Origin of the sequence: Pseudomonas silensiensis (assembly GCF_050434865.1) — a bacterium.
In the GTDB taxonomy this organism is placed as follows: Bacteria; Pseudomonadota; Gammaproteobacteria; order Pseudomonadales; family Pseudomonadaceae; genus Aquipseudomonas; species Aquipseudomonas fluorescens_W.
In genome coordinates, this window is the sequence record NZ_JBNDJH010000002.1 from 75,798 (window position 1) to 88,167 (window position 12,370).

Annotated in this window: 19 protein-coding genes; 13 read left to right on the forward strand and 6 right to left on the reverse strand. The window is 55.4% G+C overall.

Features of this window, described 5'->3' with window-relative positions; translation table 11 throughout:
- Positions 1-324, reverse strand: a complete 324-nt coding sequence (locus tag QF010_RS02620) for a hypothetical protein (RefSeq protein WP_429380670.1) — start codon at positions 322-324, stop codon at positions 1-3.
- 11 nt (positions 325-335) lie between these two features.
- Positions 336-710: a hypothetical protein gene (locus QF010_RS02625; protein ID WP_429380668.1), complete on the reverse strand. Its 375-nt coding sequence runs from the start codon at positions 708-710 to the stop codon at positions 336-338.
- Positions 711-929: 219 nt separating this feature from the next.
- On the opposite strand from QF010_RS02625, the gene QF010_RS02630 reads away from it, so the two are divergent.
- The 3 genes from QF010_RS02630 (at position 930) to QF010_RS02640 (ending at position 2,721) form a co-directional block, all read left to right on the forward strand.
- A complete protein-coding gene (locus QF010_RS02630; RefSeq protein ID WP_429380666.1) occupies positions 930-1,430 on the forward strand; it encodes a hypothetical protein in 501 nt (166 codons plus the stop codon).
- Positions 1,431-1,743: 313 nt separating this feature from the next.
- Positions 1,744-2,175, forward strand: coding sequence for a hypothetical protein (locus QF010_RS02635; RefSeq protein ID WP_429380664.1), 432 nt, complete (start codon positions 1,744-1,746; stop codon positions 2,173-2,175).
- A 93-nt stretch (positions 2,176-2,268) separates the two neighbouring features.
- Positions 2,269-2,721, forward strand: coding sequence for a hypothetical protein (locus tag QF010_RS02640; protein WP_429380662.1), 453 nt, complete (start codon positions 2,269-2,271; stop codon positions 2,719-2,721).
- Positions 2,722-2,763: 42 nt separating this feature from the next.
- On the opposite strand, the gene QF010_RS02645 is transcribed toward QF010_RS02640, so the two are convergent.
- Positions 2,764-3,540, reverse strand: coding sequence for a cold-shock protein (locus QF010_RS02645; protein WP_429380660.1), 777 nt, complete (start codon positions 3,538-3,540; stop codon positions 2,764-2,766).
- A 156-nt stretch (positions 3,541-3,696) separates the two neighbouring features.
- Between QF010_RS02645 and QF010_RS02650 the strand changes: the two genes are divergently transcribed.
- From QF010_RS02650 to QF010_RS02670, 5 genes are all read left to right on the forward strand, one after another.
- A complete protein-coding gene (locus QF010_RS02650) occupies positions 3,697-4,236 on the forward strand; it encodes a hypothetical protein (protein WP_429380658.1) in 540 nt (179 codons plus the stop codon).
- Positions 4,233-4,934, forward strand: coding sequence for a hypothetical protein (locus tag QF010_RS02655; RefSeq protein ID WP_429380656.1), 702 nt, complete (start codon positions 4,233-4,235; stop codon positions 4,932-4,934). The genes QF010_RS02650 and QF010_RS02655 overlap by 4 nt, the downstream gene beginning before the upstream one ends.
- A gap of 129 nt (positions 4,935-5,063) precedes the next feature.
- Positions 5,064-5,540 (forward strand): hypothetical protein, encoded by a 477-nt coding sequence (locus QF010_RS02660; RefSeq protein ID WP_429380654.1) that lies wholly within the window; start codon positions 5,064-5,066, stop codon positions 5,538-5,540.
- A 99-nt stretch (positions 5,541-5,639) separates the two neighbouring features.
- The gene (locus tag QF010_RS02665; RefSeq protein ID WP_429380652.1) at positions 5,640-5,891 is read left to right on the forward strand and encodes a hypothetical protein; all 252 of its coding nucleotides are present in this window, start codon (positions 5,640-5,642) and stop codon (positions 5,889-5,891) included.
- 49 nt (positions 5,892-5,940) lie between these two features.
- Positions 5,941-6,453, forward strand: coding sequence for a J domain-containing protein (locus QF010_RS02670; protein ID WP_429380649.1), 513 nt, complete (start codon positions 5,941-5,943; stop codon positions 6,451-6,453).
- A gap of 481 nt (positions 6,454-6,934) precedes the next feature.
- Here the strand turns inward: QF010_RS02670 and QF010_RS02675 are convergent, their stop codons facing one another.
- From QF010_RS02675 to QF010_RS02685, 3 genes are all read right to left on the reverse strand, one after another.
- Complete coding sequence (locus tag QF010_RS02675) at positions 6,935-7,900, reverse strand: hypothetical protein (protein ID WP_429380647.1); 966 nt, start codon at positions 7,898-7,900, stop codon at positions 6,935-6,937.
- A gap of 92 nt (positions 7,901-7,992) precedes the next feature.
- A complete protein-coding gene (locus tag QF010_RS02680) occupies positions 7,993-8,349 on the reverse strand; it encodes a hypothetical protein (RefSeq protein WP_429380645.1) in 357 nt (118 codons plus the stop codon).
- Positions 8,350-8,676: 327 nt separating this feature from the next.
- Entirely contained in the window at positions 8,677-9,099 is a 423-nt protein-coding gene (locus tag QF010_RS02685; protein WP_429532476.1) for a hypothetical protein, read from the reverse strand.
- 251 nt (positions 9,100-9,350) lie between these two features.
- Between QF010_RS02685 and QF010_RS02690 the strand changes: the two genes are divergently transcribed.
- The 5 genes from QF010_RS02690 (at position 9,351) to QF010_RS02710 (ending at position 12,366) form a co-directional block, all read left to right on the forward strand.
- Positions 9,351-10,052 carry a hypothetical protein gene (locus QF010_RS02690; protein WP_429380641.1) on the forward strand — a complete coding sequence of 234 codons (702 nt, stop codon included), beginning with the start codon at positions 9,351-9,353 and terminating at the stop codon, positions 10,050-10,052.
- 14 nt (positions 10,053-10,066) lie between these two features.
- On the forward strand, positions 10,067-10,432 hold the full coding sequence (locus QF010_RS02695) for a hypothetical protein (RefSeq protein WP_429380639.1): 366 nt from the start codon (positions 10,067-10,069) through the stop codon (positions 10,430-10,432).
- A gap of 110 nt (positions 10,433-10,542) precedes the next feature.
- A complete protein-coding gene (locus QF010_RS02700) occupies positions 10,543-11,202 on the forward strand; it encodes a hypothetical protein (protein WP_429380637.1) in 660 nt (219 codons plus the stop codon).
- Positions 11,180-11,704: a hypothetical protein gene (locus QF010_RS02705; RefSeq protein ID WP_429380635.1), complete on the forward strand. Its 525-nt coding sequence runs from the start codon at positions 11,180-11,182 to the stop codon at positions 11,702-11,704. Before QF010_RS02700 ends, QF010_RS02705 begins: the two co-directional genes overlap by 23 nt.
- A gap of 107 nt (positions 11,705-11,811) precedes the next feature.
- Positions 11,812-12,366 carry a DUF262 domain-containing protein gene (locus QF010_RS02710; RefSeq protein WP_429380633.1) on the forward strand — a complete coding sequence of 185 codons (555 nt, stop codon included), beginning with the start codon at positions 11,812-11,814 and terminating at the stop codon, positions 12,364-12,366.
- Positions 12,367-12,370: the final 4 nt, after the last annotated feature.

Here is a 12,370-nt window from a genome sequence, read left to right on the forward strand (position 1 = left end):
TCATTCAGCGTAACTTTCGCTGGCCAACTGATCGTAGTTCTCAATCAAGTAAGTTGTTGGCCTCCAATATGAGCCGGTCACAATGGTCTTGCAGCGCATAAAGGTCCCATTTTGTTTCGGGTAAAACTGCCAGCCGCCAACGCCACCGCACAGTTCAGTAAGACCGTCTATTCCACGATCCCCAGTTGATTTTATGGTCACAGGTTTACTCAACCCAACCGGGTACGATGTTCCGTTCACCATGTACAGGTGGTCGGCCAGGGCAAAAAAGTACGCTAGCACCAGGCCGGCAAGGGCTGCTTTAAAAATCGAAGCGAATGGCATAGCAATTTCCGTTATGTATCGTTATTAGGACTTGATTCACTGGACATTTTCTGCAAGAAGGCACGGCGGGCGGCAACGCGATCGCGGATGTGATCTTCCAGGGCATCCCAGTCGGACAGGGGTAACTCGCGGTACAGCATGGCACTGAGCGCAAACGCACAAGCACAGCTCTCGGGAACACTCAGGTGATCTTCCCACGCCACCAGTTCAATTTGGCCCATGGATTGCAGCAAGTTGCTACCCACCGTCAACTTGTCAACGATGCCTGCCAAAGCCTCAGGCAACGCAGCGCGGGCTAAATCACGGGCACGGTGAATTTCGGCTTGAATCTGCTCGACGCTGAGCAGCTTGGTCGACTCTGGTGCCGATTTAGGTGACTTTGACATCTGAATTCTTCCCGGTGGCTACTCACGAAAACCTAGGCATTGTAATGCAAAGGGGGACACGGTCCGGTGGTTTGCGTAATGGCTATCAGTGTTGCCAAGGTGGCGTACTTTGAAATCCCAATCCTGATCATGAACTCCATGGCTTGCACTTTGTTCTCAGTGCTTCTGGCACCATGCACCATAACCAAAACTGCATGCTTCAAATACAGGAGCACTGCCATGAATACCCCCTCAAAAATCCCGCCCACTGCCGATATCCCTCTGCTGAAATTCGTCGCCGTTCTGGAAGGCACAGTGGCTACGCGTGACGAAGACACCGGTGAGAACGTTTCCCCAGGGCAGATCCAGGAAATCCTGGAAAACTCACTAAGCCAAATTGTCTCGAATGGCGGTATTACCGGCGACACCGTAGCGATTACGGAATCTCATGAAGCCACCGTGCGCGTCGAGCTGTCAGCACCGGGGGACCTCGAAGAATCTGTTCTGGTGCGCCTGGAGCGACAGGAAATCGCTCTTGCCGAGGCAGCGCCATGGCGTACGAAAGCTCTAGACTTGAACGCCCGCAACGATCACGTCGAAAGCGCACTGATCAATCTCATCGGTTGCTGGCGTAAGGGCGAAGCACTTGACGTAGCAATGCGTGCCGCGGAGCAACTCCTGCAGGTCGCACCTGCAGCGGTGGAAAACCACACAGCGGACATCACACCAACGTCTTGTTGAGTGGTTAGTCTCGGCACCGCCGTTATGCTTGAACCTGCGCTGATTGGAAGAGCAGCGCCAGTACCCTGCCTCCACTCCCCTCCTTGTGGGGGCAAGGCCTTAAGCCGGACCCTGTGCCCATTCAGCGTCCGGCATTTTTTTGCCTGCCATTTAGCAACATCTGCCATTCCGGAACTTCGGCTTTCAACACCAGGTGCAAATTCTGCTGCGTGGTGGTGGCACGCCCGGCGCGGAGGGACGATAGCTTCACTCAAGGAAAGCGACTGGTGCTTTACCGACAACAGGCGTACCCCGCCGCCACAAGGACTTGACGATGATCGAATTACTCGCCGCTGTTCTGAACACGATGCTCAAGGACGAACAGTCCTTTGCGCGTGCTGAAGGGCTGTACGCTGAATCTTTTCGAAGCGCTGATACCTTCAACGTGGCTGACGGGCACTATCCGCGCTCGACTCTGGTGCAGTACCTGATGGAGCCGATTTACCGCCCCGTGCCCAGCGCGAAAACGTCGGTGTTTTACGACGAGAACGACGACGAAGACTTCGACCGTTGGGAAGAGCACACGCTTGAGCCAGAGATCCTGAAACCCGGAATGTCCTTGGAGCAAGCCGAACAGGTCGTGGACCATCTCGAATTTGTTGAACTGTGCAACTACAAGGGCGAAGGCGAAGGTGGCTTCGAGCTCGCTTGCCGCGTGTCGCACCTGCGGGTGTTCATCAGCAAATACGAGTATCAAGCGGCGTAGCCATATATGAACCGTCTGGACTATGACGGATTGAATCCCAAGATGGGGAAACTGTGACGGGCACTGTCCGCTCACGATGATGAGGTGATGGGCATGAAGATTGTGATGACGCACGCAGTTGTGGATGAGGGCAACGGCGATGCACCGCTGACCTATACCGTCGACGGCGTAGAGAAGAAAATTGGTTGGAGCGATCTGCACGATCTGTTCGAAGAGCGGTTTCGTGAAACCGACCAGCACCACACTCCCGAACAACGACTGCTTGCCCGCATCGTCGCTGAGTTCTGGGTCGATGACGATGATTGGTGGACGGAAGCCTGGGCCTCGGACGAGCAGGCAGAGCCGGCTGAGTCGGAACCAAATGTAGGATGCGACTACCGTGGGTCCCACTTCGGCGCGTCCTACCCTGACGCTCAGTGTATCGACGGCATGCTGTGGGATGAGGACAGTTGCGACGAGCCTGGTGGACCACTGCTCAGCGGCGGGGATATTCGATGCCCGAAGTGCAACGCAGCGGGCTCCCAGACCAATGCCGAGGCCAAATAGCCCCCGGCGGCTGAGATTCACCCCTGCAAAGGGCAGTTCAGATCAAGCATTCCTGTTCTCGCCCTTTTCCCCAGTGATGGCCTTCTTGGCGATGTGAAGGCCTGACAGGTAAAGGTTTTTACCCAGCGCGCACGTCCGGCTCCAGGCGTTCATCCAGAAGGGTTGGGCATCTGCCGCAGGCAACTGATGCGGTCCACCTGTTGGTTCCTGAGCCTCGGACTCCGTTTCTTGCGTCGATTTCCAGGCCCACCATTCGAAAAGGTCATTCATGCGCTGCTGGGCATCTGCGATTACCGCAGGATCGGCGCTGTATTCAACCGCCTTCACAACGGCGAAGGTGCCGGAATACCGGAACAGATATTTGTCCTTCGCGAAAATTTTCTTCTCGGTGAATCGGTCCATGTTGCCATTGATGATCGCATTGGCCCCGAAGTTCATGGCCATTTCAATGAGCGCTTGTCGCGCTTCGTTGATGTCATGAGATTCAGCCCAGCCGCGGCGCATCAAAAGAACCACGTCTTCGTCTATCGGACGCTCGGCGTTGGTTACGACAAAGCTCTTCGGCTCTACGTAAATTGCGGTCGGTGCTTGCCCAGGGATAACCCGAATGGCCTTCGAGCCTTTTCGGGAGGGTGTGGGTACGAACGTCACTTGCTGCCCAGCGACCAGGGCAACGGACCCACGAACATCATTGCGATGTACGAAGTAGCTTTTCCCGTCGCCACCCTGAATAAAGCCAAAAGCTTTGGCCTCAACAAAGCTCCGCACCACGCCGCCGATGCTCCCCGCCGGCACCACCGCTTGAGTGCTGTTCTGCACGCCAGACTCCCACGTTTAAATTCCAATGCTCGGATTCTACCCGCGCGGTAGGTCATGCCCCGAAATATATAGGGCTAAAAATTCAGGAGGACTGCTGTTGGCACGGGTCGACCGGAGCAAGAATTTGCTCATCAAAACAAGTGATGGAGCAACACAATGTCTCAGCTGATTCTGTTTCCGTATCACCCAATCATGGGCAATCGACTGATTGCTACGCTTGATTTTGTTCTGGGCACCGTGCCGCGCGACATTCACAAAGAAGATGGCCAAATCGTTTTGGGGGAAGCCTCTGAAACAGAGATGAACTGGAACGCGGCCGAAGAGCAAAGCAAGCATGGCATTCGCTTCCTTGTGACCGAAGATGGGCACGAATGTCTTGAACATGAAGCGTTGTGGCGGGAAGAGGACGTCGAAAGCATCGAAGTCAAAGTCCCGGGTGCCTCGACAGACGCGCTTACTGCCAATGTTCTGCGAGACCGTCTGGCAGAGCTTGGCAGCGCAGCCCGCGAGGTCGTGCTGAACGCCGAAGCCGGCCAGAAGAACGGTGATGCCTTGGCACAACTGAAAGACCTGCTGGCATCGTTGGGTCTGATGGAGCCGGTAGACGAAGAGATTTTAGAAGATGGGGTGGTGGGACAAGAGCCCCACGGTGCAAATCGATTTAGCGGTTACTCCTTAATGGATACCGACCTATGATCCAGCGCCCAACTCAGTTCATTCACTCCGATATCGCTCGGGGCCGCCAAAGCGTCAATGCGATTTTTCTCTTTAACCGCGGTACTGCCAAGGCTCGCATCAAAATCTGCTCGGACTCGTACGACTTCCAGAGTTTCGCGCGTGTCGAGCTGTTCAGCCCGACAAATCTCGACTGGAATGTTGTGGGCTACATCCCATATCCAGAAATGAAAACACCTCACAAGCTCGCGTACATGCCAACGGGCACAGACCGAGAAAACTTCATGGCGGACTTCGACAGACTGCTTGGTATTGTCGACGGCTTAGTGGGGGTCGCCCCACCGGTGGCCACTGGGCCTGCCTTTGTCCTTTTCTTTGCTGACATCCCGGAAGGGCATTCATTCGAGGCCGGTCTGGTTGGTCCGAAGTTCTTCAAGGACCAACGGTCCGCGTTGATGCACTTCGCGCAATACGCCGTGCCGCGCATTCGTGACAATGCTGAACTGAGTGAGTCGCTGGCGACCTGTTTGGGGCTGGAGGAAGAGGATGATTATGAGTCAGTAATTGCGAAGTTGCCCGATACGGAACTTCTGAAGTTACTGGCTGATAGCCAAGAGGATCACTTGATGATCCTGTGCGATGACTACGTCAGTTATCAGGTCATGACCGGTGCACAAGCCTTCTACCGTGTGGAGCAGGTGCCGGCGACGCTGGACTGAACCAGTTCAACCTCTAACGGTTTCGGGTGCTGATCCACTTCTTTGCACCCCAAATCATTTCCCCTGGTGGCAGATGAAGAACCGGCGGAAGTTCTCGATTCTGTTCTCCACTCCAATCTTGGGACCCACATGACTACCACCGCCTCTATACAAATCACAGCGCAAACGGCATCGGCGTTGTTCTATCAGGAATGCGACGGATACCCGTCCTTTACCCTCAACCACCTAGCCGCATGGCTGGGCACACCTGCAAACATATCCGGCGACATCAGCACTGGGTTCCTACAAACCTATGGGGCCGCCGTTGGCCTGTTAGGCGCGGCAGTTCAGGTGGATGCTGATCCGTTAGATAACGGCGAGGACGCAGATTGGGTTTACCTGATCGACCTATCGGCCCGGACAGTAACTGTTCAGCACCGGGAGTACACCGGGGACCAATCCGCAGTCCATCCGCTGAAGGAGTTGGGATTCATACTGGACGCATATAAAGCCGAGGTTCACTGCGCAATCAGCCGGGCGATTCACAACATAGAAACCGCGGGCTTTACGCTCACGCCGGCGACCGTACGGAAGCAACAGCCCCATTCCAAGGAGGACAACCGGTAATTCTGATTCCGCTGCACTTTGAAATAATTGGACCTGTTTTGGGTGGTGGCACGTTTATGGTCGGTCGACAATTAGGACATCAACTAATTGGAGGTTGCCATGAAAAACCTTGTTCGCTTGTGTGAGATTGTTGGCACCGTTGCAGGTATCTCGGGGGCGCTTCTGCTGTCGGCCAACCTCCCGTACTCACCTTACGGCTATCTGCTGTTCCTGCTCAGCAGCCTGACGCTGGTGGGCCACGCCCGCCTGATCCGCTCCAACTGGCTGCTTGCACTACAGACAGTCTTCGTGTTGGCTAACATGAACGGTATTTACCATTGGCTCTTCCTGCCGATATGGTCGGTACAGTAAAGGGTTCTACCCATCGGTTGGCCCATCCGCCCTCTAAACAGATCCGAAAATGAGAACTCATTACGACAACCTACAGATCCAAGAGGGGGCTGGCCCGGAGGTCATTAAAGCGTCCTACAAGGCGCTGGCCCACAAGTGGCACCCTGACAAAAACCCGGACAAGCTTAAAGAGGCAGAGAGGGTATTCAAGATCATAACCGACGCCTATGGTGTCCTTTCTGATCATGAGACGCGTGCCAAGTACGACGCATGGCTGGTTGAGCAGCGCAAAGCTCCAACACCACTCCCAGGTGCTCATCACTCCCCTTCGCAATCCACCCAACCAGATCGCCGGCCCTACGATAGTCGCGGCAACGCGTGGACTCCACCTAAGCCAGATCCAGCGCCATCCAGTGGGGCGGCACACCATCAGTCGTCGCCGCTGGGGAATGTTCATCTACCAGATCATGGCTTTAAACCATTCCGAGTACTGGTCCTCGTGGTGCTGGTAACAGCCTGGTTCCTGGTCTTTGGAAAGCAATGGTCCATTGAAACTTTCATAGGTCACTTGTTCTCACGGTGAGCGCTTCTGGCACGGGCTGTCTCACGCTTCAATGGTCACAGCTATTGAGCGGGAGCCAATCATGCAAACCCAATTACCCATCGACTTCACCAGACCCCACGCGCCACCATTTCCAGACGGTTGGACGAGCGGGTCTGCAGCGGAATGCGCGGCCAGTGCCATTCGAGCGGAAATGACTTTTCAAGAAATGAGCGCCGAGCGCCAGCGGATTTCAGACACTGGCATGCAGAGGTACGAAGCGGGTGACCGTACAGGCCTTGGCGGGCCTCGGGGACACCAAGACTGCGGAACCCCATTTAGTGTGTTCGACTGGCTGACAGATGCAGAATTAGAGCGCTTCCATCAGCTGGGCTTGGCACTGCCAACCAGCGGTGAAGAGTGTGCAGCGGCCCGGGATCGCATCAAAGCCCGGATCGCTGCTCGAAAAGCTGCCGCGCGGCAAGTGTCGAAGGCTGGATAGCTTTCGGGGAGCACCACGACGCTAAGGCGCACACTCCTTTCGCCCTAGTGCTGCCAGGTGGCCGCAGATCTTGCTTCCGAATTCCTTCAGGTCGAAGTTTTGCGGGTCGTCGTGTGCATCCCCGACGCCATCATCCACCGCCAGGTGATAGGCCGGTACTAGCCATTGACCGGCGCGATGGCTTGCAGCGATGTAAACCAGCGCCAGGCGCTCATACTGCACTTGGGTAAAGCCAGGCATTTCAGCTATCCGATCGTTGATGCATGGGCGCATGTCCTTCTCCTTGTCCTTATCCTTGCGCTTGTCCACACCAATCCTAGTGGGCTTACCAATTTCGGCCGCCACAGTTCGTAATTGGACGTTCTCAATATGCAGAAACCTCCCCCTTGTGCGGCTCTTGTCCTCCTTTTCGAGTTTCGTCGCGATCCACGGGGTTGCAAATGTCCGGCCCTGAGGCGCAATTAATTTCCCATCCCGAGTAATGTACAGATGGGCCTCTCCATTGTTTTTCCATCGTGAGATCAGATTCCAGTTTGCATCAGTCTGGCTCGATTTCAGCAGAGAGGCTTTTTCCTCACACAAGCTCCAGCTGACGTCGTGAATCACGAAGTACTTCGCGCCTATTCCAGCCGCCGAGCTGGAAAGTGGAGCGTCGATACTTCCACCCTGGGTGTCCGGCCCCAATTGCAGCGACTTCAAGTAGGCGCGGAAAGCCAAAGGGTCCAATCGAAAGGCGGTTCCGATGACATGCTCAAAGGGGGGAGGAAGGGTCGTCAACTGGGGAGCCAAATGCCCGGCGGGCAGCGTCGGCCTCAGCAGGCATTTTGCCTGTTGCAGGTCACTGCCGCGGAAACTAAGGGTTTTAAGATCAAATCCGCATCCGCCAACCAGCTGGTCAGCAGTTACGGCTTGAAGGGGCAAGAGCGAAATGATCGCCAGGGATGTCAGACGGGCAAGCGTCCAGGGCAGGTAAGATTCCCTTCTCATTGGTGCCTCAACTCAGGTGAAAGTGCCACCCAACGATAGTCGAGGCTCCAAATAAAGCACGCAGACGCTTGTCTGCCCTCGCACCCACGGTGTCAGTTTCGAGTGTTGGTCCGGGAGACTGTGTCGCGTGCCTTTGCACTGACACCACCGACCAGGTGGCCCTCATCAAGAGCGACGGCTTTCGCCCGTTTTGGTGGGCGAGTTGAACGCTCGAATTCCTGGCGCAGTTCTTCAACGGCCATGTCGCCACGGGATTCCGTCAACTCGGCTTCGAGCTTGTCGGCATAGTCCATTTCGTGGTGCATCGAACTCGCAATCACCGACGTATCGCTTTCGGCCATCAACGCATCAAGCCCCTTGAGAAAGTGCGTGCGCTTGGCTTCGTCCGCTGACAGTTGAAAAATGCGGGTCGCTACCTTTGGGAAGCTCCCTGACTGCGCTTTGCTCATCGAATCACTCCGTTTCAAATATTGGGTACAGACCAATCAATGATGAGGCCTGCCACTCAGCTGATCGCTGAACTGGTGAAGAATGACGCTGCCAGAAGGCAACACTAAATGACCAACATTGGCCGTCGGCCACCACCAGACCATAACGGCGGATCTCAGCGTGGCCAGGCCAGCGATCAATGGAGCTTCGCGGCAAGAGTGGCGACGACTAGCCCCAGGGCGGCAGCGTGCTCAATCGCCGCATTTTCAGGTTCTTTGGTTCTTCATGTTCAATTTCATCCCAGAAGTCGTGGGCTTAGACAAAGAGTTCACTCCCGGATTGAGCATTTAAAACGTGGAGAGGTTGGGTAGCTGAAGCTGTTCATGGGCCTGAGCCTCAGCAAGGAACTCACGTACGGCTTCGTCATCGCTGTCACAGCCGAGGCCGGCCCCAAGCAGAGAGGCATTCAGTTGTTTGAGCATCTCCTCACCCGCGTGCCCGTTACCCTGCACATCAATGAACTTCCAAACAGTCAGTTCGCTCTCTGGCATGAACTGGTAAGGGTCCACAACCAACCCACAGGAAAAGCTGCGATCGGAGTTTTGCAGTAGCGCCTTGCAGTTTTGTTCATCACCCAGCTCTTTGCCCAAGTCGCAGACCTGCGCGATGCAACAAATGCCGCAGCCATTGCAGGGGTCGCCAAAGACTGGCTTTTCGATGGTGATTGAGTCGATCAAATGCCACGCCACTGCAAAGGACTCATCTTTCATGTTTCTCCAGGCCGATAGCAAACGCCCGTACAAAGCCTGCTGGACAACGATCATAACGGCAGATCCTGCCCGTGCAATCCAAAACGCTGACCTAAAAACCGGCACCTGGTCGTCAGCTGGTCTCCTCTCTTTGAATCCAATACGAGGATTTCAATAGGTGAGCGCCAGGGCGTTTTTTCCGTACCCCGCCCTTCTGGCACACACCACTACACCCCAACATGGACCCATCACTTCAAAGATGCGAGGCCGTCATGTCCAAAGCCATTCCAGCAGCCACAACTCCCCTCATTGAGTCTGGTCTTCCCCGCGAAGAACTGGAGATGGCCATTGCCACCCGCTACATGCAGGCCATGCGCGAAAAAGGCACTCACTTCCCCGACGAGGTGCGTGACTATCACATTGATTACGCCCGGGCGATCCTTGACCGTGCCTTCTACTTCTTGGAGTTCATCACCAACGGGTTGAATGAAACTGGCAAAGGTGTTTTCTGCGAAGTCACCGGCACCAAGCTACCAAAAGCCATCGGCGCTTCCCGCAAGGCCCTGATGGAATGGGCCGGCACCGACCCGAAACAGGATGCGCTGCGCAAGGCCCAGCGATTGCTCAAGATCAATCGTGACAGCGTGGCGGGCCAGATCGGAAACATGGACGACTTTGTCGCGCTAATTGACGGGTACTACGCAAACGGACTGGTTCAGATGATGCACATGAACCGTTCCTACATCCTCGCCAACCGAGCTGGCACTTCAGGAATCAACATGTCAGGGAAGGGGTTTCGCGGCGTTATCACCCGACCCTACATCGAAGCGTTCCTCAAGGTGCAGGAGCTGCGCGTCGAGATTGGCGAAATTCAGGAGCCACAATGGATGGCACCTCAGGCCAAGGCCGCGGTGGCAGTACCTACACAGCCAGCGCCGGCCTCGCAGCCAGTGCAAACCGGGTTCGGTTTCTAGGCCTGGAGGGGAACATGACAGACCTGCAGACCATTCAGAAGTTTGTCCAAACCTGCCACGTTTTCAACGTAGACGACGCCGGCACCCGGACCAACATTCGCACTTTGATCATCCCGGCGCTTCGCCGGTACCGGACAGAGTTGGTTGCGGACCTCGCCTTCGCCCGCCGGTCAGCGGTCAAACTCAGCTATGCAGACATCCTCGCTCAGAACCGGGACATCCGGAGCGCGATTGCCGCGGCGGAGCGGAGTTTGAAGGGGGGCGACTCTTCGTACCAAGCCTCTGGGTATGACGTCGACGGGCAGTTTGACGAGTATGGGGCATTCGATAGCTCAACCTGCACTAACGACCCTCAGCCCACCTGGCCGGTGATTTTCTAGCCCCTGTTTTGGTTTGGCAGCGTAATTCTGATGGCGAAAAATATGCGTTCTGGTCCACCCCTGGCGTAGTCCAAGAAAGGTAATGACCATCCTCCCCGAAAGGAAAAATAATGCGCGTACTCAGAATGTCCACAATCACCGCAATAAGTCTCGCGGTCACCTTTGGACTGGTTCTCACGGCAGACTTTGTGTTGGACCAAGTCGTCAAAAAAGAAATCGCTGCCAACGCCCAGGAAATTTTGGAAGGCACAAAAGATGCCCCCAAATCGCCATTCTTCAATATGGCATCCGCGGAATTGATGAAAAACCCAATCCCGGATAATCAAATCACGCTGACCAAATTGTCGCAAAGCTACAAAATTAGCGAACATGGCGGTGAGCAGTGGTACACCCCGGATGGCTTATGGTGGGCGTCGACGCTGGCGAACAATGAGCCACTGAAGCGAAGTCTGGGCTTTACTGGTGAAAACCTGAAGTCCATGTACCAAATCGACTTAGGCCAATCACCGTCGTTGACTAAATATGCCGCCCGAACGCAAGGGATCGCGATTGAGATCAGGGCGTATTTGGATGGGCCATCCATCCTCAGTGGCAAAAAAAATCTATTCCCGATCTGGGTAGCCCAAAAGGACCCTTGCCACTATATCGATTCCGCGAAGCTTACCTGCACTTCGGCAGACGGCGAGTATCAGCTCGATGTGAAACACATGGGCGAGTACACCCTGGTCACCGTCAAAGAACCGGACGTTGAACCGTTCTATCTGTTTTGACTCACTCCTTCGGCGCAGGGCTGCCGTGCTTCTGGCACAGGCCGCCCTGTATGAACCTGGCGGTGAACAATCAGCAGAGTCGACCAACATGGGCAGCACAATTAAAGCGATAACCCCGGAGCAGCGCGCCGAACTCAAGGTGCGCTTTGACGGCTGGAAACCGATTTCCGACTTCCTACCGATGGTTTTCCCTTCCGGCTTCAGGCTCACCGCATTCACCGTCAGCTGCTCGCTCTGCAATCAGGACATTGAGTCCACGCATTTCCGATGCGACATGGTGCCACTGATGCCAGGAGTGGTTCGCGTCGATGGAGTAGGGGTCTGCATTAACTGCCGCCTATCCATCAATTACCTGTTCAGGTTCCGAGACGAAAGCACTTTTGTGATCGAGAAAATCAACGAAAACGGCCAATGGTCCCGTTACGGAACTGTACCTGTATCGCGCATACGCCGTGCCCAGTGCGCTTTCCTCAAGCTGCTGCGAAGCCTCTGGCCCAGCTGACCTCAGTTGAGCTAAGCCCGCGATCTAAACCTCGTTTGTGAGCTGACCGCTTCTGGCACGCCGCATCCACCTCGAACATGATGGCATCAACTTTTGGAGTGTCCACCATGCTTCCAGCCCCCTTGCTCAAAGGCACCATGCGCGCCTACACCATTGAACAATTGATTCCTTCGGCCTCAATGGTTCGAGACCTCGCACAGCAGACCGACTCCCGCCAGATCATGCGCTTCACTCTGCCAACTTGGCAGCGCCCTGAAAAATGGACCCTCAGTCAAAAGGTCCGTTTTATTGAAGGCATCTTTCTGAACTTCGGTTGCGGCTACCTGGTAGTCAATTCCCGCGAATGGCTGAACACCCCTGACGCCCCACCGGCCCCCATGGCTGGTTGGCTGATTGATGGACAACAGCGAGTGGCCGCTATCCGTGATTACCTGGCCGGCTTGTACCCCGTGTTTGGGAATGTCTACTGGAACATGCTAGACCGCCCAACCCAGATCCGTCGTTTCCTCGGTGTTTCCTTCCCTCAGTTCGAGTTGGAATACGTTGCCGACGAGCAGCTGCTGAAGGAAATTTACGATCGCCTGAACTATGGCGGAACCCCACACACAGATGCTGACCGCTTGCTGCTGAATGCAGACGCGAAGCGCGTCGCGGGGGCATAACGCC